Genomic DNA, 24,544 nt, shown 5'->3' with positions numbered 1-24,544 from the left:
CCGCCGGTTTTTTAGCCACCCGGCGGCACTGTTTATTGTTATTTACATAAATCAGCATCATGATTAATGATATTTCATATCATGGATTTATGATTAATGTCCGTAATAAACAAAAACAGCGCCAGGCTGCGTGATGAAGAGCGTGCGCGCCTTATCTGGCTGCTGACCACTGATAAAGCCATTATTTCAACACTGTTGGGCAAGCTTACCCTGGCTGAGCAATATGACGTCGGTACGTTAGCCGACGATATTGCTGAGGTAGGGGCGCTGGTCGCCCACCTGCCGCCTCCCGATTTAGCCGATACCCTCGAAGCATTACCTTCAGAAGAGCGTCACGCCCTGTGGCGACTGGTCGAAAGTGAAAAGCGTGGTAACGTCCTGCTTGAGGCGTCTGAAAACGTCTGGGACGACCTGATCGATGAGATGAGTGACCGCGAAATACTGGATGCGCTGCAATATCTCGATATCGATGAACAGATTTATCTGGTGCAGCATCTCCCGCGTAACCTCACTGGACGGTTGCTGGCGACGTTACCAGCCGAAGAGCGGGCGCGTGTCCGCCAGGTAATGCATTACGAGAAGAATCGCGTCGGCGCGATTATGGAGTTCGAAGTCATCACCGTGCGTCCGGACGTGACGCTGGAAGTGGTGCAACGCTACCTGCGACGGTTGGGCAAAATGCCGGAGAACACCGATAAACTCTTCGTGACCGATCGCAATAAAGTGCTGGTTGGCGAACTGACGCTAACCTGCATTCTGCTCAATGATGTGCAACGCAAAGTCAGCGAGGTGATGGAAGATGACCCGCTCACCTTTTCTCCGGACGATATCGCTGAAAACGCTGCACGTACCTTCGAACGTGACGACCTGGTCAGTGCTGCAGTCGTTGACCCTTCAGGCAAGCTGATGGGCCGCTTAACTATCGATGAGATCGTCGATGTGGTCTATGAAGAAACTGATACCGATTTGCGTCGAATGGGGGGCTTAAGCGCCGGAGAGGATGTGTTTGCGCCCGTTACCAAAGCGGTAAAAACCCGTTGGGCGTGGCTGGCCGTTAACCTCTGTACCGCCTTTATCGCCTCGCGGGTGATCGACGGTTTTGAACATACGATTTCGCAACTGGTGGCGCTGGCCTCGCTGATGCCAATTGTGGCGGGAATTGGCGGCAATACCGGGAATCAAACCATCACCATGATCGTCCGCGCGCTGGCGCTACAAAATATTCAGCCGGGGAACCTGACGTTTTTGATCCTGCGCGAAATGGGCGTTGCAGTGATTAATGGCCTCGTATGGGGCGGAATTATGGGCGGTATTACCTGGTGGCTGTACGATGACATGGCGCTCGGCGGAGTAATGACCCTGGCGATGATGCTTAATTTGTTGATGGCAGCATTAATGGGGGTCATCATTCCGATGACGATGGTGAAGCTCGGGCGCGACCCGGCGGTTGGCTCGAGCGTCATGATTACGGCTATTACCGATACCGGCGGTTTCTTTATTTTTCTCGGTCTGGCAACGCTGTTTCTGATGTAGCCGCGCGTTTGCTTCTGACGATACGTGGCAGAATGAGCATTGCCATCACCCCGGTAACCACGCCAATCGCCAGGTTGCCGGTGGATACCGTGGCAGCGACGGTCACCAGCATCACCAGCGTTTCAGTGACGGGGAGTTTCCTCAGCGTGGCGGGCTGGATGCTGTGCCAACTGAAGGTTTTTACCGCCACAATCACCATAATTCCCGCCAGCACCGACATGGGTATTTCTGCCATCACTTCGCTTAACCCAGTGACTAACAGTAGTAATACCAGTCCGGCGGCAACCGTCGAGACGCGGCTGCGTCCTTTGCCCATCTCGACGTTAACGATGGTTTGACCAATCATCGCGCACCCGGCGATGCCGCCATAAAATCCGGCCAGAATATTGGCTATCCCCAGCCCGGCACTCTCGCGATTCTTATTCGACGGCGTCACCGTCAGGTCATCCACCAGACGGGCGGTCAACAGCGACTCCATCAAACCGACAAAAGCGATACTCAGCGCGCAGGGCCAGATAATCGCCAGCGTTTGCAGGTTGAGCGGAACCAACAACTGGGTGAAACCCGGCAGGCCGCCGCTCATCGAACCTTCGTCACCGACGGTCGGTAACAGTTGCCCGCTGGTGACAGTGAACACGGTCAGCAGCACGATGGCGATAAGCGGTGCGGGGATAGCTTTAATAAACCGCGGAACCCACAGCACAATCAGCAGCGTCAGGACAAACAGCCCCCAGATGAGCGGGCTTTTCCCCCAGAAATGAGGGACCTGGGCAAAGAAAATCAAAATACCTAGTGCGTTGACAAATCCGGTCATCACGGCCGTAGGGATGAATCGCATCAGACGTGCCATTCCCAATACACCAAACAGGATCTGAATCATCCCGGCCAGTACCACTGCAGGCAGGATGTATTGCACGCCGTGTTGTTGCACCATTGGACCAATCACCAGCGCAACCGATCCTGCAGCGGCGGTAACCATTGCGGGACGACCACCTAAAAAGGACATCGCCAGGCACAGTACGACGGAGGCGATCAGACTGACTTTAGGATCAACGCCTGCGATAACGGAAAATGAGATCACTTCCGGGATCAGCGCCAGGGCGGTTACCACACCGGCCAGTGTTTCGCGAACCAGCAGACGGGGTTGGCGCAGCACGGCTCGGGCCGCGTTTTCCGCGACTGCGACAGCGGAATGTTGAGTTGCAGACATAGTTACACTCAGGTCAAAAATGGCCTGATACAGCAGACCGACAGGCATCCGTGCGGTGAATAGCAAAGCGCAGCATAGTACCCGTCTGCCGGGCCGGTTTCCAGAAATGATTGCCAATAACCCTATAAAATATCAACGTATTAATAACATTTTTAAAAATTAAATATAATTTATAAACAATATTTAATTATTTTTACTTAAGTGTTACCGTTGATACCGCTCGATTTTCACCTGCATTAAAAGCAAAAAAGCGATACTAAAAGTAAGGCATTAACATTATGAAAAAAGTGACTGCCATGCTCTTCACCATGGCTGTAGGGCTGAATGTTGTCTCGATGGCGGCAAAAGCGAAAGCGGCGGAAGAGCAGGAAACGGATGTACTGTTGATTGGCGGCGGCATCATGAGCGCCACGCTGGGAACCTATTTACAGGAGCTGGAGCCGCAATGGTCAATGACCATGGTTGAGCGACTGGATGGTGTAGCGCAGGAAAGCTCAAATGGCTGGAATAACGCCGGAACGGGACACTCCGCACTGATGGAGCTGAACTACACGCCTAAAAAGGCCGACGGTAGCATCAGCATTGAAAAGGCAGTCGAAATTAACGAAGCCTTCCAGATTTCCCGCCAGTTTTGGGCATATCAGGTTAATAATGGCGTGATGCATGAACCACGCTCGTTTATCACTACCGTTCCGCACATGAGTTTTGTCTGGGGTGACGAGAACGTCAACTTCCTGCGTGCCCGTTACGCCGCATTGCAACAGAGCACGTTATTCCGCGGTATGCGTTATTCTGAAGATCACGCGCAGATTAAAGAGTGGGCGCCGCTGGTCATGGAAGGTCGTGATCCAAAACAGAAAGTCGCAGCAACGCGTACCGAGATTGGTACTGACGTGAACTACGGCGAAATCACGCGCCAGTTGATTACTTCATTGCAGAAAAAGCCGAACTTTGCGCTGCAGTTGAGCACCGAAGTGCGTGGTTTTAAGCGTAATGCCGACAATAGCTGGACGGTCACGGTCGCCGATCTGAAAAATAACGAAGCGGAACATGATATCAAGGCGAAGTTTGTCTTTATCGGTGCCGGTGGCGCTGCGCTGAAGCTGTTGCAGGAAACCGACATTCCGGAAGCGAAAGGCTATGCCGGATTCCCGGTGGGCGGGCAGTTCCTGGTTGCGGACAATCCGGACGTAGTCAACCGCCACCTGGCGAAAGTGTACGGTCAGGCCTCCGTTGGTGCGCCGCCGATGTCCGTACCGCACATCGACACGCGTATCCTTGATGGCAAGCGCGTTGTGCTGTTTGGGCCATTCGCGACATTCTCCACCAAGTTCCTGAAAAACGGTTCATTGTGGGATCTGCTGAGCTCGACCACCACGTCGAACTTTATGCCGATGGTCAACGTGGGTCTGGATAACTTCGATCTGGTTAAATATCTGGTGAGCCAGGTGATGCTCAGCGACGACGACCGTTTTGCTGCGCTGCAAGAGTACTATCCGCAGGCGAAAAAAGAAGACTGGCGTTTATGGCAGGCGGGCCAGCGTGTGCAGATCATCAAAAGCGATGCGGAGAAGGGCGGCGTGTTGCGCCTGGGGACTGAAGTCGTCAGCGATAAAGAAGGCACGATTGCTGCGCTGCTGGGAGCTTCTCCGGGCGCATCAACCGCGGCACCGATCATGCTGCATCTGATGGAAAAAGTGTTTAAAGATAAAGTGGCCAGCCCCGAGTGGCAGGCGAAGCTGAAAACCATCATTCCGTCTTATGGTACTAAGCTGAACGGTAACGTTGAGGCTACGGAACAAGAGTTGCAGTACACCAGTGAGGTTCTGGGTCTGAAATATGACAAGCCGCAGGTTGCTGATGAAGCACCGAAACCACAGCTGAAACCTCAGGCACAACCGCAGCCTGAACAGAAAGCCGTCGCGGATATCGCACTGTAAATACAATGCCGGATGGCGCTGCGCTTATCCGGCCTGTTTTATGCGTCTGTAGGCCGGATAAGGCGGTACGCCGCCATCCGGCACATCCTGACTTAGCGCGCGACTGCGTCCTGAATTTTATCTTCTGCTTTCCAGATACGGTATTTAACGTCCACGTTTTCCGGGGTGTAGACCACAATCGGCAGCTTGCTGTTGTAACGGAGCATGCCGTCATCACCCAGATACGCAGTAATGAATTTCTTCTCTTTCTTACCGTCCGGGCAGGCCATCATGGTTGAAACCGGAGATGTGACTTTGTCGAAGACGTAGTAGTCATATCCCCAACCTTCCAGCGTTTTGCTGTCCAGTTCGCCACCCAGGCGGTGTTGGTTGCAGTCAACTTCCAGCGTTTGTCCGATCAGCAGTTCTACTTTCAGAGTAGATTCATCTTTCTCAGGGGTAAGCTGGATAACCTGGCGCTTCATACCCTTTTCCGCCTTAGGATAAGGGGCGACTTTTTCCAGCGGTTGAGCGCCGGCTTCGTTACTGGCAGCCCATGCAGAGGTGCTGGCAAAGGCGGCGAAAAGTACGGCAGGGACAATTGTCTTCATCTTATTGTTCACAGTGTTTCCTTTCTTCTGTCTTTTGAACGAGTCTGGGGCAGGTTAACATATTCGCATCATCAATTAATCTGTATTTACTTATATTTTAAGTGTATCCAGCAATGGTTTACGTTCAATGTAGCGATATATTCTAAGAATTATCTTAAACATGAGATTATTATCTTAATATTGAATCGCTATATACGTGGCTATATAACTCATTGAAATGTGAGCAAAAGCGCATTTTTTCCCGCCAACTCAACACTCCTTTGATCCGGCAACAGCATTTACCCCAATTGGGGTATGCACCTCTAACACATCCTGAAATATCTTACGGCTAAAAATAACTACTCATAAATAGTGCAGTTTTTTATGTCGTTCAACCCGCCGAGGGAGGGCGTCATTATGGAAGGACAATGTCATGGTTGATTTATCCCGTCGAGGCATGTTGACAGGCAGTTGGCGAAACGCCAGCTCAGGGATCCGTCCGCCGTGGAGCAAGGAAGACTCTCACTTTCTGGCCCTTTGCCTCCGTTGTGACGCCTGCATCCAGGCGTGCGAAACCGACATCCTGCAGCGAGGCCAGGGTGGTTACCCGAGCGTAAATTTCAAACACGGCGAGTGCAGCTTTTGCTATGCCTGCGCAGAAGCCTGTCCCGAATCACTTTTTCTTCCGCGCCACACCAGGGCATGGGATCTGAACTTTACGATTGGGGAAAACTGTCTCGCACATCAGTCCGTTGAATGTCACCGCTGTCAGGATAGCTGTGAGCCCATGGCAATAACCTTTCGCCCCACGCTGTCCGGTATTTATCAGCCGCAGCTCGACAATCAGGACTGTAACGGATGTGGCGCCTGTGTCGCTATCTGCCCGGTATCAGCCATTAACGCGGAGTACAACCATGGACAATAACTGGCAGGTCTGCAGCCTGGTCGTTCAGGCCAAAAGCCAGCATATCAACGATATCGCCACGCAGTTGCGTTCCTTTCCCGGTTGCGAAGTTGCACTCAGCGATGTGGAAAGTGGTCAGTTGATTGTGGTGGTGGAAGCTGATCAAAGTGAAACGCTAATGAAAACAATTGAGTCAGTGCGCAACGTTGCGGGCGTGCTGGCGGTGTCGCTGGTTTATCACCAGCAGGATGAGCAAGGTGAGGAAACACCATGAAACTCAGTCGTCGTAGCTTTATGAAAGCTAACGCCGTTGCGGCCGCTGCGGCGGCTGCCGGGTTAAGCGTGCCGGGCGTTGCCCGCGCGGTAGTCGGTCAGCAAGAAGCCATCAAATGGGACAAAGCCCCGTGCCGTTTTTGCGGGACGGGCTGCGGCGTATTGGTCGGAACGCAGCAAGGGCGTGTTGTTGCATGCCAGGGCGATCCGGATGCGCCGGTTAACCGTGGGCTTAACTGCATCAAAGGTTACTTCCTGCCGAAAATCATGTACGGAAAAGACCGTTTAACGCAGCCGATGCTGCGCATGAAAGACGGTAAATATCACAAAGAAGGCGAGTTCACCCCGATTAGCTGGGACCAGGCTTTTGACGTGATGGAAGAGAAATTCAAAACGTCGATGAAAGAGAAAGGCCCGGAATCTATCGGCATGTTCGGCTCTGGCCAGTGGACGATTTGGGAAGGTTATGCTGCTGCCAAATTGTTTAAAGCGGGTTTCCGTTCCAATAACATCGACCCGAACGCACGTCACTGCATGGCCTCAGCGGTAGTCGGCTTCATGCGTACCTTCGGTATGGATGAACCGATGGGCTGCTATGACGATATCGAACATGCAGACGCCTTCGTCCTGTGGGGCGCGAATATGGCAGAGATGCACCCGATCCTGTGGTCGCGCATCACCAACCGTCGTCTGTCCGATCCTAACGTCAACGTCGCGGTTCTCTCCACTTTCCAGCACCGCAGCTTTGAGCTGGCGGATAACGGTATGGTCTTCACGCCGCAAACCGATCTGGTGATCCTCAACTACATCGCGAACTACATCATTCAAAACAATGCGATTAACCAGGATTTCTTTAGCAAGCACGTCAACCTGCGTAAAGGCGTGACGGACATCGGCTACGGTCTGCGTCCGACCCATCCGCTGGAAAAAGCGGCGAAAAACCCGGGATCCGATGCCTCTGAACCGATGAGCTTTGAGGATTACAAAGCCTTCGTTGCTGAGTACACGCTGGATAAAACCGCCGAAATGACCGGCGTACCAAAAGATCAGTTGGAACAGCTGGCACAGCTGTATGCCGATCCGAAGAAAAAAGTCATCTCCTACTGGACGATGGGCTTTAACCAGCACACCCGCGGCGTATGGGCTAACAACCTGGTCTATAACCTGCACTTGCTGACTGGCAAAATCTCCCAGCCAGGCTGCGGCCCGTTCTCTCTGACCGGCCAGCCTTCCGCATGCGGCACCGCGCGTGAAGTCGGTACATTCTCCCATCGTCTGCCTGCGGACATGGTGGTGACAAACGAAAAACACCGCGATATCTGCGAGAAGCACTGGAATATTCCGTCAGGGACCATTCCGGCAAAAATCGGTCTGCACGCCGTGGCACAAGACCGCGCGCTGAAAGATGGCAAGCTCAATGTCTACTGGGCGATGTGTACAAACAACATGCAGGCTGGTCCGAACATCAATGAGGAGCGTATGCCGGGCTGGCGCGATCCGCGCAACTTCATCATCGTCTCCGATCCGTACCCGACGGTCAGCGCCTTGTCTGCTGACCTGATCCTGCCGACTGCGATGTGGGTAGAGAAAGAAGGTGCCTACGGTAACGCTGAACGCCGTACACAGTTCTGGCGTCAGCAGATTAAAGCACCGGGCGAATCGAAGTCGGATCTGTGGCAACTGGTGCAGTTCTCTCGTCGCTTCAAAACAGAAGAAGTGTGGCCCGAAGAGCTGTTGGCACAAAAACCGGAGCTGCGTGGCAAAACGCTGTATGACGTGCTGTTTGCCACGCCAGCAGTGACAAAATTCCCGGTGACTGAACTGGCTGAAGATCAACTGAATGATGAATCCCGCGAGCTGGGCTTCTATCTGCAAAAAGGGTTGTTCGAAGAGTACGCCTGGTTTGGTCGCGGCCACGGGCATGACCTTGCGCCATTTGACGATTACCACAAAGCCCGCGGTTTACGCTGGCCGGTCGTTGAAGGCAAAGAGACCCAGTGGCGCTACAGCGAAGGCAACGACCCTTACGTGAAAGCAGGTGAAAGCTACAAGTTCTACGGTAAACCGGACGGTAAAGCGGTTATCTTCGCGCTGCCGTTTGAGCCTGCTGCTGAAGCGCCGGATAAAGAATATGACCTGTGGCTATCCACCGGACGTGTTCTGGAACACTGGCATACCGGCAGTATGACGCGTCGTGTGCCTGAACTGCACCGCGCTTTCCCGGAAGCCGTGCTGTTTATCCACCCGCTGGATGCAAAAGCACGCGATCTGCGTCGTGGCGATAAGGTCAAAGTGATTTCCCGTCGTGGCGAAGTGATTTCGATTGTTGAAACACGCGGTCGTAACCGTCCGCCGCAGGGGTTGGTGTACATGCCGTTCTTCGACGCCGCACAGCTGGTGAACAACCTGACGCTGGATGCGACGGATCCGCTCTCCAAAGAGACGGATTTCAAGAAGTGCGCCGTGAAACTGGCGAAGGTGTAACGCGTTATGTCCCGGTCAGCAAAACCCCAAAATGGCCGCCGCCGCTTTCTGCGCGATATGGTTCGCGCAGCGGGCGGGCTGGCCGTCGTTGGCGTGGCGCTGGGGTTGCAACAACAAACCGCACGCGCAACCGGCGTGCGGTTGCGCCCGCCAGGTGCTCTGAGCGAGGAGGCATTTGCCAGCGCTTGCGTACGTTGCGGTCAGTGCGTTCAGGCATGTCCGTATGACACGCTGAAGCTGGCCACGCTGGCCTCCGGGCTGGCGGCTGGTACGCCATATTTCATCGCCCGTGATATTCCCTGCGAAATGTGTGAGGAGATTCCGTGCGCCAAAGTCTGCCCCAGCGGCGCGTTGGACAGAGAAATTGAATCCATTGACGATTCGCGTATGGGGCTGGCGGTACTGCTGGATCACGAAAACTGCCTCAACTATCAGGGATTACGCTGTGACGTTTGCTATCGCGAGTGCCCGAAAATCGATGAGGCGATCACCCTGGAGCTGGACCGTAACATGCGTACCGGCAAGCATGCGCGGTTTATTCCTACCGTGCACAGCGATGCCTGTACCGGCTGTGGGAAATGCGAAAAAGTCTGCGTACTGGAGCAGCCAGCAATAAAAGTGCTGCCGTTGTCGCTGGCGAAAGGGGAGTTAGGACACCATTACCGCTTCGGTTGGCTGGAGGGGAACAATGGCAAATCGTAAACGTGATGCCGGGCGTGAAGCGCAGGCAAAAAAAGGATGGTGGAAGAGTCATCGTTGGCTGCTGCTGCGTCGTCTGAGTCAGTTTCTGATACTGGCGATGTTCCTTAGCGGCCCGTGGCTTGGTGTTTGGATTCTGCATGGCAACTACAGTAGCAGCCTGTTGCTGGACGCTATCCCGTTCACCGATCCGCTGATTACTCTGCAAAGCCTGGCCAGCGGGCATCTGCCAGCGACGGTGGCGTTAACGGGGGCAGCCATCATTACGGTGCTGTATGCGCTGGCCGGTAAGCGACTGTTTTGCAGTTGGGTTTGTCCTATGAACCCGGTCACTGATTTAGCCAGCTGGTTGCGCAGAAGGTTTGACCTGAATCAGTCTGCGACCCTGCCGCGCCATATACGGTACGTCCTGCTGGTGGTCATTCTGGTCGGTTCAGCGCTGACTGGTACGCTGCTGTGGGAGTGGATAAACCCGGTTTCTTTGCTGGGACGTAGCTTGGTAATGGGATTCGGTAGCGGAGCGTTGCTGATCCTCGCGCTGTTTTTATTTGATTTACTGGTCGTTGAGCATGGCTGGTGCGGGCATCTCTGCCCACTGGGTGCGCTGTATAGCGTGGTGGGAAGTAAAGGTGCATTAACCGTTTCGGCAAAAGAACGTAACAGATGTAACCGCTGTATGGATTGTTTTCATGTTTGCCCGGAACCGCATGTGCTACGTGCGCCGGTGCTGGATGAGCAAAGTCCGGTGCAGGTAACCAGTCGCGATTGCATGGCCTGCGGTCGCTGTGTGGATGTCTGTTCTGAGGATGTTTTTACAATAACAACACGATGGAGTTCGGGAGCGAAATCATGAAAAGCCATGACCTGATTAAAGCGCTGAGTCAATGGATGGCCGCGCTGGCCTTGCTAGTCAGTGGGGCAGTTTGGGCTGCAAACGGAGTGGATCTGAGCCAGTCACCTGAAGTCTCAGGAACACAGGAAGGGGCGATTCGCATGCCGAAAGAGCAAGTGCGTATGCCGCTGAACTATGTGAATCAGCCGCCGATGGTTCCGCACAGCGTTGAAGGATATCAGGTGACGACTAACACCAACCGCTGCCTGCAATGCCACGGTGTGGAAAGCTATCGTACCACCGGTGCGCCGCGCATCAGTCCGACGCACTTTATGGATAGCGACGGCAAGGTATTGGCTGAAGTCGCGCCGCGTCGTTATTTCTGTCTGCAATGTCACGTTCCGCAGGCTGACGCCGCGCCGATTGTTGAAAATACCTTCACCCCCTCGAAAGGTTACGGGAAATAAGAGGTCATTATGGAAAATTCTAACCGTAAACCAGGCTGGATTAAGCGCGTCTGGCAATGGTGGCGTCGCCCCAGCCGTCTGGCGCTCGGCACGCTGTTGTTAATCGGCTTTGTGGGCGGCATTATTTTCTGGGGCGGCTTTAATACCGGTATGGAAAAGGCCAATACAGAAGAGTTCTGCATTAGCTGTCACGAAATGCGCAATACGGTGTACCAGGAATACATGGAAACCGTACACTACAACAACCGCAGTGGTGTGCGAGCGACTTGCCCTGATTGCCACGTCCCACACGAGTGGGGCCCGAAAATGATCCGTAAGATCAAGGCCAGTAAAGAGCTGTACGCGAAAGCACTGGGGTTAATAGATACACCGCAGAAATTTGAAGATCATCGTTTAACGATGGCGCAAAATGAGTGGCGGCGTATGAAAGATAACAATTCGCAAGAGTGTCGAAACTGTCACAACTTCGAGTTTATGGATTTAACCGCCCAGAAAGGCGTCGCGGCCAAAATGCACGACCAGGCCGTGAAAGACGGGCAAACCTGTATTGACTGCCATAAAGGGATAGCGCACAAACTGCCTGATATGCGCGAAGTCAAACCGGGCTTTTAACAGGATGTAGATAACCAGGTATGCTTGAAGCCAGAGAATTACTTTGCGAGCGGGATGACAGAATACTGTTCAGCGAGTTGTCATTTCGCGTCAACGCAGGGGAATGGGTACAAATTACCGGCAGCAACGGCGCAGGGAAAACCACTCTGCTGCGGTTGCTTACCGGGCTGGCGCGTCCCGACGCAGGGGAGGTTTGCTGGCAAGAGCAACCGCTGCATCACGTGCGGGACAGCTACCATCAGCAACTACTGTGGATTGGACATCAGCCGGGGATAAAAACCCGGCTTTCGGCGTTGGAGAACCTGCGTTTCTTCCATCATGACGGCGACATCGCGCAGTGTCTGGCTGCGCTGGCGCAGGCGGGACTTGCCGGATATGAAGATATCCCAGTGAACCAACTTTCCGCCGGACAACAGCGGCGCGTGGCGCTGGCCCGTTTGTGGTTGACCCGCGCCCGACTGTGGATCCTCGATGAACCCTTTACCGCCATTGATGTGAACGGCGTTGAGCGACTGACTCAGCGTATGGCGCAGCATACGGAGCAGGGCGGTATTGTTATTCTCACCACCCACCAACCGCTCAATGTTGAAACCGATAAAGTGCGACGTATTGCGCTGACCAGTGAGAGGGCAACGCAATGATGTGGCGAATCTTTCGTTTAGAACTGCGAGTTGCGTTTCGTCATAGTGCGGAAATTGCTAATCCTTTATGGTTCTTCCTGATTGTTATTACGCTGTTCCCCCTGAGTATTGGGCCGGAGCCACAGCTGCTGGCGCGCATAGCGCCGGGCATCATCTGGGTTGCGGCGCTACTGGCGTCATTGCTGGCGCTGGAACGGCTATTTCGTGATGACTTACAGGATGGCAGCCTTGAGCAACTGATGCTGCTGCCGTTACCGCTACCGGCCGTGGTGCTGGCGAAAGTGATGGCGCACTGGGTCGTGACAGGTCTGCCGCTGCTGATCCTCTCGCCGCTGGTGGCGCTGTTGCTGGGCATGGATATGTACGGCTGGAAAATTATGGCGCTGACCTTGTTACTCGGAACGCCGACGCTGGGTTTTCTCGGCGCGCCGGGCGTGGGGTTGACGGTGGGCTTAAAGCGCGGCGGCGTGCTGTTAAGCGTGCTGGTACTCCCGCTCACCATACCCTTACTGATTTTTGCGACCGCAGCGATGGATGCGGCTTCTATGCACTTACCGGTTGAAGGGTACATGGCGATTCTGGGTGCGTTGCTGGTCGGCAGCGCCACGTTAAGCCCGTTTGCCACAGCCGCGGCGTTACGGATAAGCGTGCAGTAACGAGAATTAGATGTGCAGGCCGGGCAAGGCGCTCCGGCACAACGGATTTTAATTTATGGAGTCTGGTGACTGAACTATGTGGAAAACACTTCATCAATTGGCGATGCCCCCTCGGCTCTATCAGATCTGTGGCTGGTTTATCCCGTGGCTGGCGATTGCCAGCGCGGTGGTACTGATAACGGGATGGGTCTGGGGCTTTGGTTTTGCGCCTGCAGACTATCAGCAGGGGCAGAGCTATCGCATTATTTATCTGCACGTTCCGGCGGCAATCTGGTCGATGGGCATTTACGCCTCGATGGCCGTTGCCGCGTTTATCGGCCTGGTCTGGCAGATGAAAATGGCCAATCTGGCGCTGGCTGCGATGGCGCCGATTGGTGCAGTGTTTACCTTTATTGCGCTGGTGACAGGTTCCGCATGGGGCAAACCGATGTGGGGAACCTGGTGGGTCTGGGATGCCCGACTCACCTCTGAACTGGTGCTGCTGTTTCTCTACGTTGGCGCCATTGCGCTATGGCATGCCTTTGACGACCGCCGTCTGGCAGGTCGTGCCGCCGGTATTCTGGTGCTGATTGGCGTGGTCAACTTACCGATTATCCACTACTCGGTTGAGTGGTGGAATACGCTGCATCAGGGTTCTACCCGCATGCAGCAAAGCATCGATCCGGCAATGCGTACGCCGCTGCGTCTGGCGATCGTCGGCTACCTGTTACTGTTTGTCACGCTGGCGCTGATGCGCATGCGTAACCTGATTTTGATGATGGAAAAACGCCGCCCGTGGGTGAGCGAACTGATCTTAAAAAGAGGCCGCCAATGACCCCTGCATTTGCATCATGGAGTGATTTTTTCGCGATGGGCGGCTACGCCTTGTATGTCTGGCTTGCCGTAGCGATGAGTGTTATCCCGCTGGTGGTGCTGGTAGTGCATTCCACGTTACAGCATCGCGCAATTTTACGCGGTGTAGCGCAGCAGCGGGCGAGAGAAGCACGTATGCGTGCGGCGCAAGTGCAACGGGAGGCGGCGTGAATATTCGACGTAAAAATCGGTTATGGATAGCCTGTGCGGTACTGGCGGGTCTGGCTTTGACCATTACGCTGGTGCTTTATGCGCTGCGTTCCAATATTGACCTGTTCTATACGCCGGGAGAGATACTCTACGGTAAGCGCGAAACGCAGCAGATGCCTGAAGTCGGTCAGCGCCTGCGCGTGGGCGGTATGGTGATGCCCGGTAGCGTAAAGCGCGATCCGCAGTCATTGAAAGTGAATTTCAGCATCTATGACGCCGAAGGTGTGGTGGATGTAACCTATGAAGGTATTCTGCCGGATCTGTTCCGCGAAGGGCAGGGTGTTGTTGTTCAGGGCGAACTGGACGGGGGAAATCATGTACAGGCCAAAGAGGTTCTGGCCAAACATGATGAAAATTACACCCCGCCGGAAGTTGAAAAAGCGATGCAGGAAAACCATCGTCGTCCGGAAAGCGTGTATAAGGATAAAACGTCATGATGCCTGAAATTGGCAATGCGCTGTTGTGCCTTGCGCTTGGCGTGGCGTTACTGCTGTCGGTCTATCCGCTGTGGGGCGTAGCGCGCGGCGATGTGCGGATGATGGCTTCCGCGCGGCCCTTTGCCTGGGTGTTATTTATCTGTGTGATGGGCGCGTTCCTGATTCTGGTCAACGCCTTCGTGGTTAATGACTTTACCGTCACCTACGTCGCCAGCAATTCCAATACCCAGCTTCCGGTCTGGTATCGGGTGGCAGCAACCTGGGGCGCGCATGAAGGCTCTCTTCTGCTGTGGGTGCTGCTGATGAGCGGCTGGACGTTCGCCGTTGCGGCATTCAGCCAGCGTATGCCGCTGGACATCGTCGCCCGCGTGTTGGCGGTGATGGGGATGGTCAGCGTTGGCTTTCTGCTGTTTATTCTGTTTACCTCCAATCCATTTGCCCGTACGTTGCCCAACTTCCCTATTGAAGGGCGCGACCTGAACCCGCTGTTGCAGGATCCGGGGCTGATTTTCCATCCGCCGTTGCTGTACATGGGGTATGTCGGTTTCTCCGTGGCCTTTGCGTTTGCGATTGCCGCGTTGATGAGTGGCCGACTGGACAGTACCTTCGCCCGTTTTTCGCGTCCGTGGACGCTGGCGGCGTGGGTGTTCCTGACGCTGGGTATTGTGCTCGGTTCCGCCTGGGCCTATTACGAGCTGGGCTGGGGCGGCTGGTGGTTCTGGGATCCAGTTGAAAATGCCTCGTTTATGCCATGGCTGGTGGGAACGGCGCTGATGCACTCGTTGTCGGTCACCGAACAGCGTGCCAGCTTTAAAGCCTGGACGCTGCTGCTGTCAATCTGCGCATTCTCGCTTTGCCTGTTGGGGACTTTCCTGGTGCGCTCCGGCGTGCTGGTGTCGGTGCATGCTTTTGCCTCCGATCCGTCGCGCGGGATGTTTATTCTGGCCTTTATGGTATTAGTGATTGGCGGCTCCCTGCTGCTGTTTGCGGTTCGCGGTCACAAGGTCCGCTCACGGGTAAATAACGCGCTGTGGTCGCGTGAATCTCTGCTGTTGGGCAACAACGTTCTGCTGATTGCCGCCATGCTGGTGGTGCTACTGGGCACGTTGCTGCCGCTGGTGCACAAACAGCTCGGGTTGGGCAGTATTTCGATTGGCGAGCCGTTCTTCAACACGATGTTCACCTGGCTGATGGCACCGTTCGCGCTGTTGCTGGGAATAGGGCCATTAGTGCGCTGGGGCCGTGACCGACCGCGTAAACTGAAAACGTTACTGATTATCGCGTTTGTCACCACGCTTGTTATGTCGCTGCTGCTGCCGTGGCTGTTTGAGGATCGCATTGCCGCTATGACGGTGGTGGGTCTGGCGATGGCATGCTGGATATTCGTGCTGGCGGTGTCCGAAGCGTTCCTGCGTATTTCTCGTGGGACGAAGCTGACGCCAAGTTACTGGGGCATGGTGTTGGGTCACGTAGGGTTGGCGATCACCATTGTCGGTATTGCCTTTAGCCAGAATTACAGCGTTGAACGTGATGTGCGTATGAAGGCGGGCGATAGCGTCAGTATCCATAACTATCAGTTCACTTTCCGCGAAGTGAGAGATATTACCGGGCCAAACTACCGGGGGGGCGTTGCCATTATTGGCGTCACTCGTGATGGTAAACCGGAAGCCACGCTGCATGCGGAAAAACGTTTCTATAACAGCACCAGTTCGATGATGACTGAAGCGGCAATTGACGGCGGATTCACGCGTGACCTGTACGCTGCGCTGGGTGAAGAACTGGATAACGGCGCATGGGCTGTGCGTCTGTACTACAAACCGTTTATTCGCTGGATTTGGGCCGGAGGATTGCTGATGGCGCTGGGCGGATTGTTCTGCCTGTTTGATCCACGCTATCGTCAGCGCACGCGTCCTCGTGCCACGGTGCAAAAAAATGCGTCGGAGGCTGTATGAAGCGCAACGCACTGTTAATTCCGTTTATTATTTTTCTGATCATTGCGGCGGCGCTGCTGTGGCAGTTGGCGCGTAACGCTCAGGGGGACGATCCCACTAATCTGGAGTCGGCGCTGATCGGCAAACCCGTTCCGACATTCCGCCTCGAATCGCTGGAAAATCCGGGTCAACATTATCAGGCCGATGTGCTGACCCAGGGCAAACCGGTACTGCTTAACGTCTGGGCGACCTGGTGTCCGACCTGTCGCGCCGAGCATCAGTACTTGAATCAACTGTCTGCGCAGGGCGTGCGGGTGGTGGGTCTGAACTATAAAGACGATCGTCAGAAAGCCATTGTCTGGCTGAAAGAGCTGGGCAATCCTTACTCATTAAGCCTGTTTGACGGCGACGGTATGCTTGGTCTGGATCTTGGTGTGTACGGCGCGCCGGAGACGTTCCTGATCGACGGGAAAGGTATTATTCGCTATCGCCATGCCGGCGATTTGAATGCCAGGGTGTGGGAGAGCGAGATCAAACCGTTGTGGGATAAGTACAGTAAGGAGGCTGCGCAATGAGATTTTTACTGGGCTTGCTGATGCTGGTTATCTCGGGATCCGCCCTTGCGACCATCGATGTGATGCAGTTTAAGGATGAAGCGCAGGAGCAGCAGTTCCGTCAGCTTACCGAACAGTTGCGCTGTCCTAAATGTCAGAACAACAGTATTGCCGATTCTAACTCGATGATTGCCACCGACCTGCGTCAGAAAGTGTACGAACTGATGCAGGAAGGAAAAAGTCAGAAAGAGATTGTCGACTACATGGTGGCCCGCTACGGCAACTTCGTCACTTACGATCCGCCGTTGACGCCGCTTACTGTACTTTTGTGGGTGATGCCGGTGGTTGCGATTGGTCTGGGTGGCTGGATTATTTTCGCCCGTACTCGCCGACGTGTCCGGGTAAAACAGGAAGAGTTTCCTGATGACGTTATCCCGGATGGCAAACGCGGTGGGTTCGGGTTGTTTGTGCCCGGCATCGTGGTGGCGCTGGGGGTTGGCGCAGTGAGCTATTATGAAACCGGCAACTATAAGCAGGTTCAGGTCTGGCAACAGGCCACCGCTCAGGCACCTATGCTGCTGGAGCGGGCGTTGGATCCAAAAGCTGATCCGCTCAATGAAGAAGATATGACGCGTCTGGCGTTGGGTCTGCGCACTCGCTTACAAGCCGATCCTACCAACGTTGAAGGTTGGATCATGCTTGGGCGCATTGGCATGGTACTTGGTAACGCCAGTACGGCCACTGAAGCCTATGCCAATGCTTATCGACTGGATCCGAAAAACAGTGATGCTGCGCTGGGCTATGCGGAAGCGCTGACCCGTTCTTCCGATCCTGATGATAACCGTCGGGGAGGGGAGCTGCTACGCCAGTTGGTACGCGGCGAACATGCCAACGTGCGGGTTCTCAGCATGTATGCGTTTAACGCTTTTGAACAGCAGCGCTTTGGCGAGGCGGTTGCGGCGTGGGAGATGATGCTGAAATTATTACCGGCCAATGATACCCGTCGGGCGGTGATAGAACGCAGCATTAAGCAGGCGATGGAGCAGCTAACGCCGCAGGAGAAGTAAGAGTGGAAGATGCCGGATGGCGACGCAAAGCGTCTTATCCGGCCTACTGATGCACGTGGCTTGTAGGCCCGATAAGCGTAGCGCCATCGGGCAATATCTGATTACTGCATGCCGCGTGTTTGTAAAAATAGAATGGTGGCAGCTACACGAGAACGCACGTTGAGTTTGCGCAGCAGATTGCGAATATGCACCTTCACCGTCTGTTCAGAAATATTCAGCACTGATGCAATCTGTTTGTTCGATAGCCCCTGAGCAAGTTCATGTAACACATCCAGTTCGCGTTCGGTGAGAACGCTGAATGGGTCTTCCTGGGCGCCAAACAGGTCGCGCTCGCGCAAATATTCGCTGACGCGGGTACTAAAGGCTTTACCACCTTTGGCACCACTGCGAATAGCCTCCAGCAGGACTTCAGGATCGCTGTCTTTAAGCAAATAACCATCCGCGCCGGCATCAATTAGAGCGTACACATCGTTGGCGGCATCCGATACGGTAAGAATAATAATTTGCGCGGTGACGCCATCCCGACGCAGCGCATTCAGGGTATCCAGTCCGCTCATCCCTTTCATATTGAGATCCAGTAGGATCACATCAAGGTCCAGGCGGTTTGCCAGGTCGATAGCGCTGGCACCATCACCCGCTTCCGCGACTACGTTAAAGGCGGGATCAAGTTGCAATAATTGACTAATTCCTCGCCGCATCAGTGGGTGGTCGTCAACAATCAGCACCCGAAAAGGCGTTGCTTCAGGCATACTATTCTCCTGAGTTTTTATTAGTATCATTATTGTTTTCAGCGCATCAATCGTCCAGATTCATCACGCTGATGAGAGGATAAATTTTACCCCAATTTGTGCATGGGTAAGTAGTAAAACCTGTACTGAAAGCCGTAGTAATACTCAGGAATGATGAATCTCAGACATAAAAAAACCAACCCTAAGGTTGGTTTTTTTTGGGATTTTTGGTCGGCACGAGAGGATTTGAACCTCCGACCCCCGACACCCCATGACGGTGCGCTACCAGGCTGCGCTACGTGCCGACGCTATGGCTGCTAATACTACTGCTTTCCGCTACGAATGCAAGAGCATGTCTTGCTAACTGATTTATAATTAATCAGTTAGCAATAAATCGCTTCTCATCCGTCAGAACCTGTAACAGCAGACTTAGCTGCGGTTTCTGATCTTTTATTTTCTCGCCGCGCAAATTATAGGTCTGATAATTACCGTTGTTGTTCAGCACCAGCGTCATCTCGGGTGTGGTAACGGCCATCGTGCTGCCGTCAGCGGCAGTAACCCAGTAATGGCGGCGGGTTGCATTGAACAGATCCTGCCCCTGCGAGTATTCGTTAGCAGGTGTACTGACGTGCAGCAGGCGCTGCATCAGCGTTGTCATCAGGTCCGTATGATCGGTCAGGCTATTGATGCGCTGAGCAGGCGTTCCCGGCCAGTGAATAACCAGAGGAACCTGCAGATGGCCTCGCGACCAGGCAAAGCTGTTCTCTTCCTGCGTCAGCGGCACGCCCCGACCAGCGGTAATAATCACCACCGTATTGTTCAGTTTGCCGGAGTCGCGCAGGGCGCTCAGAATGCGGTTAATGTTGGCATCCACATCCTGAGCGGCGCTGGCATAGCGTTTGGCAAAATTCTTCTGGTTACTCTCATCAAGGTTGGTCCCGTTAAAGGAGACCCACGAGAACCAGCGGTTATCTTCCTGCGCGTAGCGTCCCAGCCAGTTAATCCACTGGCTTGCGGTTTGGTCGTCAGATTGCGTCTGCACGCTTGGCATGGAGAAATCTGACAGCAGCGCCTGGCGATAAAGCGGGCTGGTAAAGCCATCCGAGGAGAATAGCCCTAACTGATAGCCCTGCTGGTTCAGCGCGGAAATCAACGCCGCAGGCGTTCGGGTCGATAAAATCCCATCCATGTAGCTTGGTGAGACGCCGTAAAACAGGCCAAAAATCCCGTTATCCGTGGTGTTGCCAGTGCTCATGTGACGCGTAAAGGAGATATTCTGCCCGGCGAATTCAGCCAGCGCAGGCATCTGCTTTTCAAAGCGTGAATAGTTCAGGCCGTCGACGGTGATCAGCAGGACGTTCTGGCCGGTGCCCATATCGCGATAGCGCAGTTCGCTCAGCGGGTACTGCACGGAAACTGCTTCCGGATTCCCCTGCTCGATCAGGCGACGCTGATACTCTTGCGCATCCAGCAGACCATGTTTTTCCAGGAACTTACGCGCCGTCATCGGGTAGGAGAGCGGCAGATTCGCGCGCTGCATGGTAATCGGGCGATAGAAATTGGCATCCGCCCAGATATACACCACGTGCGAGGCGATAAAGCAAATGAAGAAGAATGCGGCTAACGGTTTGGCGAAGTGGCGACGACGCGTCAGGCTACGCAGCTTTTGCCAGCTCCAGGTCGCAAACAGCATTTCAATTAACAGAATCACTGGCACGCTGATAAACATCAGTTGCCAGTCACGCGCCGCTTCATTCTGGTCAGGATTGATGACCAGTTCCCAGACGATCGGGTTGAGGTGCAAATGAAAGCGGGTGAAAACTTCGCTGTCGATTAGCAACAGCGTCATGCCCACCGTCGCCAGAATAGCTGATAAGAATCGCATCAGCCTCTGGGACATGACGATAAACGTCAGGGGAAACAGGATTAGTAGATAGGTGGCAAACACCAGAAAACTAAAATGTCCGACCAGGCTTACATAGGAATAAATACGACCTGCAAGCGTTGTCGGCCAGTCGGCGACAAACAGGTAACGGCTACCGAGTACCACGGCCAACAGAATGTTGAACAAGGCAAACCAGTGCCCCCAGCTAACCATCTGGGAGACTTTCTCACGGTAGCGCTGACGATGAGTTACCATAAACTGTTGTTCGTTTCCCCGGAGCAGGCTCTTAATGCGCTTGGTCGTCGTTTACCGAAGACTGTAATGCGCGGGCAAAAGAGTTGGCAATCGCCTGGCGCTGGGCCGGTGCGATGCTTGTATTGATAAGGTTAGTCACCATATTTCCCAGTACCATCAGGGAAAGGTCGGTCGGCGCCTTATGTTTTTCCAGTACGTTGAGCATCTCATTCAGCAGTTGTTCAACGTGTTCGTCACTATAGCGGGAAATTTGTGGCATAAATCGAAATCAGTCTGTTCATGAAAGGGCAACATATTACCGTACAGACAGTTTTTTTTCTGCTTTTTTATCTTCTATTGCGTCACTGCCCGGCAGGTGGTTGAATACCGCCCGGTCTAAAAGGAGAGTTTATCATGAGTCTGGATATCAACCAGATTGCCCTGCACCAGCTTATCAAACGTGACGAGCAGAACCTTGAGCTGGTCTTGCGCGATTCATTACTGGAACCGACAGCGACGGTTGTCGATATGATGGCTGAGCTGCATCGGGTATATAGCGCCAAGAATAAAGCTTATGGCCTGTTTAGCGAAGAGAGTGAACTGGCACAAACGCTGCGTTTACAGCGTCAGGGCGAAGAGGATTTTCTGGCATTTAGTCGTGCCGCGACCGGACGCTTGCGGGACGAGCTGGCGAAATATCCTTTTGCCGACGGCGGCATTGTCCTGTTCTGCCATTACCGCTATCTGGCGGTAGAGTATCTGTTGGTCGCCGTGCTGAACAATTTAAGCAGCATGCGCGTCAATGAAAATCTGGATATCAATCCGACGCACTATCTGGACATTAATCATGCGGATATCGTGGCGCGTATTGATTTAACCGAGTGGGAAACCAATCCGGAGTCCACGCGCTATCTGACGTTCCTGAAAGGGCGGGTAGGGCGCAAAGTCGCCGATTTCTTTATGGATTTCCTCGGTGCCAGCGAAGGTCTGAACGCCAAAGCGCAAAACCGTGGCCTGCTGCAGGCGGTCGATGACTTTACTGCCGAGGCGCAGCTCGATAAAGCTGAACGCCAGAACGTGCGTCAGCAGGTGTACAGCTACTGCAACGAACAGCTACAAGCCGGTGAAGAGATCGAGCTGGAGTCGCTGTCCAAAGAGCTTTCCGGCGTCAGTGAAGTTAGCTTCAGCGAATTTACCGCTGATAAAGGCTACGAGCTGGAAGAGAGCTTCCCGGCAGATCGCAGTACGCTGCGTCAGTTAACCAAATTTGCCGGAAGCGGCGGTGGGTTAACCATCAACTTCGACGCCATGCTACTGGGTGAACGTATTTTCTGGGATCCGGCTACAGATACTTTGACCATCAAAGGTACGCCGCCGAACCTGCGCGACCAGCTGCAGCGTCGCACGTCGGGCGGGAAATAAAACCGTTTGCCGGGTGAGAGCGTAAACGCCTTATCCGGTCGACGAGAACCATCAGTATCGATTACAAAATCCCATAAAAAAACCCCGCCTTGGCGGGGTTTTTCTTCAACTTGTTTGCGATTACGCGCGAACGAAGTCGATGTGAGACAGCTTCGGCTTGAACGGGTGACGCTGTACAGCCTGAGCTTTAACTTTAACTTCTTTACCGTCAACAACGATGGTCAGAACTTCGCTGTAGAATTCAGCTTTAGCTTGCATGTTCATAACTGCATCGTGATCCAGTTCGATAGCAATCGGGGCTTCTGCGCCACCGTAGATGATTGCCGGGAACTTGTTAGCGGCACGCAGGCGGCGGCTCGCACCCTTACCCTGCTCTTTACGTACTTCAGCGTTGATAGTAAACATTTAAATCTCTCTTTAATAATTCCTGCTACAGGCGACCCAGCAACAGGTAAGTGATCTGCTTTGCGTATGCAAAAGCGGGCGAGATTCTATACTCAAACAGCTGGTACATCAATCAAAAGTACGATTAACCGCGTAATTCATGTGCCCGACGAAAGCGTCCTTCATAATCGAAGACCTTTTCACGGACCTGCCAGTACTGACCTTTCATGCGCGCGACCACGAAATCAGGATGACGTAACAGCGCCTGCTGGGCGAGGATATCGGCGGCGGTTATCCAGCGTAAGGGAATGCCAGGCGTTCGGGTATGCGGGCGAATAAACAGTTGCTCGAAGGCTGTACGCTGCGCGGGAGTATGCAGGCGAAAGCGTTCGCTGACGTCAGCGCCATCTTCATCGTAATAGGTAATTTTCAGCCATTCGCCTTTTTCATCCTGCCCATTTTGTAGCGCCATCCCGCTGCAGCGCAGAACCAGCGCATCTTTAAGCCTGAGCGCGGCTTTCAGCATGTCATCCGGGTCAACCAGTACCGCGTCGCACTCCCTACAACGGCGGGCGGCGATGTCATTTTCCGCGTTGCACTGCGGGCAGTTTTTAAAACGGAAACGAAAATCGCACTGTTCGCGATGGCCGTCATCATCTTCAAACCATCCCTGACAGCGGCGGCCAAAGTGCTCAATCAGCGTGCCGTCGGCCGTTGTTTTGCCCCAGAAGGTGTTGGCAAAGCCGCAGGCAGGACAGAACACCTGTACCGGAACGTTGTCGCTTTTCCCTTTCGGCGCACCAACTTCCGGCGCGTACAGGTCGTGCGGGTTACCAGCGTAATCGAGGATCAGACAGTCGGTTTTATCCGGCGCCAGGCGCAGCCCACGACCGACAATTTGTTGGTAAAGGCTAACTGACTCGGTCGGGCGAAGAATGGCGATAAGGTCGACGTGCGGGGCATCGAAGCCAGTGGTCAGGACCGACACATTCACCAGATAGCGAAAACGTTGGGCTTTGAACTCTTCAATCAGCACGTCGCGTTCGGCGCCAGGCGTGTCTCCGGTGATAAGTGCGGCGTCGTCAGCAGGTAGCAGACCCAGAATTTCTTTGGCGTGTTCAACTGTGGCGGCGAAAATCATCACCCCTTTACGCGTCTGGGCAAACTCGACAATCTGGCTGATGATATGCGGCGTTATTCGCTGCTGCTTTTTCAGTTCCTGATTCAGGTCCGCTTCGCTAAACAGGCCGTTACTTTGCGCCTGCAGGCGGCTGAAGTCATATTGCACTACCGGCATGTCGAGGCGTTCTGGCGGTGTCAGGTAGCCGTGTTTAATCATGTAGCGCAGCGGTAATTCATAAATGCAGTCGCGAAACAGTGCTTTTTCATCGCCGCGCACCATTCCGTGATAATGAAAATGATAAATCCAGCCTTTGCCCAAACGAAAAGGTGTGGCGGTAAGTCCGAGCAGGCGTAAGTGAGGATTTACTTTGGTCAGGTGAGTGAGGATTTGCTGATACTGACTCTCTTCATCATCGCCAATGCGATGGCATTCATCGACGATAAGCAGGGAGAATTCTCCCTGAAAGGCGTCCAGATTACGCGCTACCGACTGTACGCTGCCAAATACCACTTTCCCGTGGCTCTCTTTACGCTTCAGGCCTGCGGCAAAAATATCGGCTTCCAGCCCCAGCGCACAATATTTCGCATGGTTTTGTGCGACCAGTTCTTTGACGTGCGCCAGTACCAGTACGCGACCACGCGCCACGCGGGCCAGCTCGGCAATCACCAGACTTTTGCCCGCGCCGGTTGGCAGGACGATAACCGCCGGGGTGCGGTGGTGGCGAAAATGGTTGAGCGTGGCGTCCACGGCTTCTTTTTGGTACGGGCGAAGAGTAAAAATCATGGGCTCACTATAATAAACAATAACAAGGAGTAGTATGCCATGAATCATTTCTCTTGAGGGATGGTGTAACGCCGCTATACTGGGCGGATAACGGTCCCACTTTTCGGGCGTAAA

At 53.9% G+C, this 24,544-nt stretch carries 25 protein-coding genes, 1 tRNA gene and 1 pseudogene; 19 read left to right on the top strand and 8 right to left on the bottom strand.

All coding sequences use genetic code 11. From position 1 onward, the window contains the following. Positions 1–96: 96 nt before the first annotated feature. Entirely contained in the window at positions 97–1,533 is a 1,437-nt protein-coding gene (gene mgtE, locus SK34_RS03880) for a magnesium transporter (RefSeq protein WP_003027576.1), read from the top strand. On the opposite strand, the gene SK34_RS03875 is transcribed toward mgtE, so the two are convergent. Further along, entirely contained in the window at positions 1,496–2,743 is a 1,248-nt protein-coding gene (locus tag SK34_RS03875) for a SulP family inorganic anion transporter (protein ID WP_048233762.1), read from the bottom strand. The two genes, mgtE and SK34_RS03875, sit on opposite strands and share 38 nt — an antisense overlap. Positions 2,744–3,021: 278 nt before the next feature. On the opposite strand from SK34_RS03875, the gene mqo reads away from it, so the two are divergent. After that, a complete protein-coding gene (mqo, locus tag SK34_RS03870; protein ID WP_003027571.1) occupies positions 3,022–4,683 on the top strand; it encodes a malate dehydrogenase (quinone) in 1,662 nt (553 codons plus the stop codon). A gap of 92 nt (positions 4,684–4,775) precedes the next feature. Here mqo and eco read toward each other — a convergent pair whose 3' ends face one another. Beyond that, the gene (gene eco / locus SK34_RS03865) at positions 4,776–5,273 is read right to left on the bottom strand and encodes a serine protease inhibitor ecotin (protein WP_003027568.1); all 498 of its coding nucleotides are present in this window, start codon (positions 5,271–5,273) and stop codon (positions 4,776–4,778) included. Here eco and SK34_RS25165 point away from each other — a divergent pair. From SK34_RS25165 to SK34_RS03790, 16 genes and pseudogenes are all read left to right on the top strand, one after another. Then, positions 5,252–5,311: pseudogene (locus SK34_RS25165) on the top strand (hypothetical protein); the annotation flags it as partial. The gene eco and the pseudogene SK34_RS25165 sit on opposite strands and share 22 nt — an antisense overlap. Positions 5,312–5,685: 374 nt before the next feature. Continuing rightward, the gene (napF, locus tag SK34_RS03860) at positions 5,686–6,177 is read left to right on the top strand and encodes a ferredoxin-type protein NapF (RefSeq protein ID WP_048232413.1); all 492 of its coding nucleotides are present in this window, start codon (positions 5,686–5,688) and stop codon (positions 6,175–6,177) included. Next, positions 6,167–6,430 carry a chaperone NapD gene (gene napD / locus SK34_RS03855; RefSeq protein WP_032936605.1) on the top strand — a complete coding sequence of 88 codons (264 nt, stop codon included), beginning with the start codon at positions 6,167–6,169 and terminating at the stop codon, positions 6,428–6,430. Before napF ends, napD begins: the two co-directional genes overlap by 11 nt. Beyond that, the gene (gene napA, locus SK34_RS03850) at positions 6,427–8,913 is read left to right on the top strand and encodes a nitrate reductase catalytic subunit NapA (protein WP_003027558.1); all 2,487 of its coding nucleotides are present in this window, start codon (positions 6,427–6,429) and stop codon (positions 8,911–8,913) included. The genes napD and napA overlap by 4 nt, the downstream gene beginning before the upstream one ends. 6 nt (positions 8,914–8,919) lie before the next feature. Continuing rightward, positions 8,920–9,615, top strand: a complete 696-nt coding sequence (gene napG / locus SK34_RS03845) for a ferredoxin-type protein NapG (protein ID WP_048232412.1) — start codon at positions 8,920–8,922, stop codon at positions 9,613–9,615. After that, positions 9,602–10,465: a quinol dehydrogenase ferredoxin subunit NapH gene (gene napH, locus SK34_RS03840; protein ID WP_003027552.1), complete on the top strand. Its 864-nt coding sequence runs from the start codon at positions 9,602–9,604 to the stop codon at positions 10,463–10,465. Before napG ends, napH begins: the two co-directional genes overlap by 14 nt. Beyond that, positions 10,462–10,911: a nitrate reductase cytochrome c-type subunit gene (gene napB / locus SK34_RS03835; RefSeq protein ID WP_003839442.1), complete on the top strand. Its 450-nt coding sequence runs from the start codon at positions 10,462–10,464 to the stop codon at positions 10,909–10,911. Before napH ends, napB begins: the two co-directional genes overlap by 4 nt. Positions 10,912–10,920: 9 nt before the next feature. After that, entirely contained in the window at positions 10,921–11,523 is a 603-nt protein-coding gene (napC, locus tag SK34_RS03830) for a cytochrome c-type protein NapC (protein WP_003027548.1), read from the top strand. A 20-nt stretch (positions 11,524–11,543) separates the two neighbouring features. Continuing rightward, complete coding sequence (ccmA, locus tag SK34_RS03825) at positions 11,544–12,164, top strand: cytochrome c biogenesis heme-transporting ATPase CcmA (RefSeq protein WP_003027545.1); 621 nt, start codon at positions 11,544–11,546, stop codon at positions 12,162–12,164. Then, positions 12,161–12,820 carry a heme exporter protein CcmB gene (gene ccmB, locus SK34_RS03820; protein WP_003027542.1) on the top strand — a complete coding sequence of 220 codons (660 nt, stop codon included), beginning with the start codon at positions 12,161–12,163 and terminating at the stop codon, positions 12,818–12,820. Before ccmA ends, ccmB begins: the two co-directional genes overlap by 4 nt. Positions 12,821–12,896: 76 nt before the next feature. After that, positions 12,897–13,634 (top strand): heme ABC transporter permease, encoded by a 738-nt coding sequence (locus SK34_RS03815; protein ID WP_003027538.1) that lies wholly within the window; start codon positions 12,897–12,899, stop codon positions 13,632–13,634. Further along, complete coding sequence (ccmD, locus tag SK34_RS03810; RefSeq protein ID WP_003027536.1) at positions 13,631–13,843, top strand: heme exporter protein CcmD; 213 nt, start codon at positions 13,631–13,633, stop codon at positions 13,841–13,843. Before SK34_RS03815 ends, ccmD begins: the two co-directional genes overlap by 4 nt. Beyond that, positions 13,840–14,319, top strand: a complete 480-nt coding sequence (gene ccmE, locus SK34_RS03805) for a cytochrome c maturation protein CcmE (RefSeq protein ID WP_032949674.1) — start codon at positions 13,840–13,842, stop codon at positions 14,317–14,319. The genes ccmD and ccmE overlap by 4 nt, the downstream gene beginning before the upstream one ends. After that, complete coding sequence (locus tag SK34_RS03800) at positions 14,316–16,271, top strand: heme lyase CcmF/NrfE family subunit (protein ID WP_048232410.1); 1,956 nt, start codon at positions 14,316–14,318, stop codon at positions 16,269–16,271. Before ccmE ends, SK34_RS03800 begins: the two co-directional genes overlap by 4 nt. After that, on the top strand, positions 16,268–16,825 hold the full coding sequence (dsbE, locus tag SK34_RS03795) for a thiol:disulfide interchange protein DsbE (protein WP_003834613.1): 558 nt from the start codon (positions 16,268–16,270) through the stop codon (positions 16,823–16,825). The genes SK34_RS03800 and dsbE overlap by 4 nt, the downstream gene beginning before the upstream one ends. Beyond that, positions 16,822–17,871 (top strand): cytochrome c-type biogenesis protein CcmH, encoded by a 1,050-nt coding sequence (locus SK34_RS03790; protein WP_048232409.1) that lies wholly within the window; start codon positions 16,822–16,824, stop codon positions 17,869–17,871. The genes dsbE and SK34_RS03790 overlap by 4 nt, the downstream gene beginning before the upstream one ends. A 101-nt stretch (positions 17,872–17,972) precedes the next feature. On the opposite strand, the gene narP is transcribed toward SK34_RS03790, so the two are convergent. From narP to SK34_RS03770, 4 genes are all read right to left on the bottom strand, one after another. After that, a complete protein-coding gene (gene narP / locus SK34_RS03785) occupies positions 17,973–18,620 on the bottom strand; it encodes a nitrate/nitrite response regulator protein NarP (protein WP_003027518.1) in 648 nt (215 codons plus the stop codon). 207 nt (positions 18,621–18,827) lie between these two features. Next, positions 18,828–18,904 (bottom strand) — tRNA-Pro (locus SK34_RS03780). 74 nt (positions 18,905–18,978) lie between these two features. Next, positions 18,979–20,739 carry an LPS biosynthesis-modulating metalloenzyme YejM gene (gene yejM, locus SK34_RS03775; RefSeq protein ID WP_016150675.1) on the bottom strand — a complete coding sequence of 587 codons (1,761 nt, stop codon included), beginning with the start codon at positions 20,737–20,739 and terminating at the stop codon, positions 18,979–18,981. 31 nt (positions 20,740–20,770) lie between these two features. Beyond that, positions 20,771–20,998, bottom strand: coding sequence for a YejL family protein (locus SK34_RS03770; protein WP_003027506.1), 228 nt, complete (start codon positions 20,996–20,998; stop codon positions 20,771–20,773). Positions 20,999–21,132: 134 nt separating this feature from the next. Between SK34_RS03770 and yejK the strand changes: the two genes are divergently transcribed. Beyond that, entirely contained in the window at positions 21,133–22,140 is a 1,008-nt protein-coding gene (gene yejK / locus SK34_RS03765; RefSeq protein ID WP_003027504.1) for a nucleoid-associated protein YejK, read from the top strand. A gap of 120 nt (positions 22,141–22,260) precedes the next feature. On the opposite strand, the gene rplY is transcribed toward yejK, so the two are convergent. Together rplY and SK34_RS03755 are read right to left on the bottom strand one after the other, a co-directional pair. Continuing rightward, entirely contained in the window at positions 22,261–22,545 is a 285-nt protein-coding gene (gene rplY, locus SK34_RS03760) for a 50S ribosomal protein L25 (protein WP_003027502.1), read from the bottom strand. Positions 22,546–22,669: 124 nt separating this feature from the next. Beyond that, positions 22,670–24,430, bottom strand: coding sequence for a DNA repair helicase RadD (locus tag SK34_RS03755; RefSeq protein WP_003840048.1), 1,761 nt, complete (start codon positions 24,428–24,430; stop codon positions 22,670–22,672). Between the last annotated feature and the right edge of the window lie 114 nt (positions 24,431–24,544).

This window comes from Citrobacter sp. MGH104 (assembly GCF_001034485.1).
GTDB classification, from domain to species: Bacteria; Pseudomonadota; Gammaproteobacteria; order Enterobacterales; family Enterobacteriaceae; genus Citrobacter; species Citrobacter freundii.
This window is presented reverse-complemented; position numbering and strand designations above follow the sequence as displayed.

Bases quoted from the DNA above. Each gene is read 5' to 3' on its own strand.
- mgtE (WP_003027576.1), top strand. From the start codon at position 97: ATGTCCGTAATAAACAAAAACAGCGCCAGGCTGCGTGATGAAGAGCGT.
- SK34_RS03875 (WP_048233762.1), bottom strand. From the start codon at position 2,743: ATGTCTGCAACTCAACATTCCGCTGTCGCAGTCGCGGAAAACGCGGCC.
- mqo (WP_003027571.1), top strand. From the start codon at position 3,022: ATGAAAAAAGTGACTGCCATGCTCTTCACCATGGCTGTAGGGCTGAAT.
- eco (WP_003027568.1), bottom strand. From the start codon at position 5,273: ATGAAGACAATTGTCCCTGCCGTACTTTTCGCCGCCTTTGCCAGCACC.
- napF (WP_048232413.1), top strand. From the start codon at position 5,686: ATGGTTGATTTATCCCGTCGAGGCATGTTGACAGGCAGTTGGCGAAAC.
- napD (WP_032936605.1), top strand. From the start codon at position 6,167: ATGGACAATAACTGGCAGGTCTGCAGCCTGGTCGTTCAGGCCAAAAGC.
- napA (WP_003027558.1), top strand. From the start codon at position 6,427: ATGAAACTCAGTCGTCGTAGCTTTATGAAAGCTAACGCCGTTGCGGCC.
- napG (WP_048232412.1), top strand. From the start codon at position 8,920: ATGTCCCGGTCAGCAAAACCCCAAAATGGCCGCCGCCGCTTTCTGCGC.
- napH (WP_003027552.1), top strand. From the start codon at position 9,602: ATGGCAAATCGTAAACGTGATGCCGGGCGTGAAGCGCAGGCAAAAAAA.
- napB (WP_003839442.1), top strand. From the start codon at position 10,462: ATGAAAAGCCATGACCTGATTAAAGCGCTGAGTCAATGGATGGCCGCG.
- napC (WP_003027548.1), top strand. From the start codon at position 10,921: ATGGAAAATTCTAACCGTAAACCAGGCTGGATTAAGCGCGTCTGGCAA.
- ccmA (WP_003027545.1), top strand. From the start codon at position 11,544: ATGCTTGAAGCCAGAGAATTACTTTGCGAGCGGGATGACAGAATACTG.
- ccmB (WP_003027542.1), top strand. From the start codon at position 12,161: ATGATGTGGCGAATCTTTCGTTTAGAACTGCGAGTTGCGTTTCGTCAT.
- SK34_RS03815 (WP_003027538.1), top strand. From the start codon at position 12,897: ATGTGGAAAACACTTCATCAATTGGCGATGCCCCCTCGGCTCTATCAG.
- ccmD (WP_003027536.1), top strand. From the start codon at position 13,631: ATGACCCCTGCATTTGCATCATGGAGTGATTTTTTCGCGATGGGCGGC.
- SK34_RS03800 (WP_048232410.1), top strand. From the start codon at position 14,316: ATGATGCCTGAAATTGGCAATGCGCTGTTGTGCCTTGCGCTTGGCGTG.
- dsbE (WP_003834613.1), top strand. From the start codon at position 16,268: ATGAAGCGCAACGCACTGTTAATTCCGTTTATTATTTTTCTGATCATT.
- SK34_RS03790 (WP_048232409.1), top strand. From the start codon at position 16,822: ATGAGATTTTTACTGGGCTTGCTGATGCTGGTTATCTCGGGATCCGCC.
- narP (WP_003027518.1), bottom strand. From the start codon at position 18,620: ATGCCTGAAGCAACGCCTTTTCGGGTGCTGATTGTTGACGACCACCCA.
- yejM (WP_016150675.1), bottom strand. From the start codon at position 20,739: ATGGTAACTCATCGTCAGCGCTACCGTGAGAAAGTCTCCCAGATGGTT.
- SK34_RS03770 (WP_003027506.1), bottom strand. From the start codon at position 20,998: ATGCCACAAATTTCCCGCTATAGTGACGAACACGTTGAACAACTGCTG.
- yejK (WP_003027504.1), top strand. From the start codon at position 21,133: ATGAGTCTGGATATCAACCAGATTGCCCTGCACCAGCTTATCAAACGT.
- rplY (WP_003027502.1), bottom strand. From the start codon at position 22,545: ATGTTTACTATCAACGCTGAAGTACGTAAAGAGCAGGGTAAGGGTGCG.
- SK34_RS03755 (WP_003840048.1), bottom strand. From the start codon at position 24,430: ATGATTTTTACTCTTCGCCCGTACCAAAAAGAAGCCGTGGACGCCACG.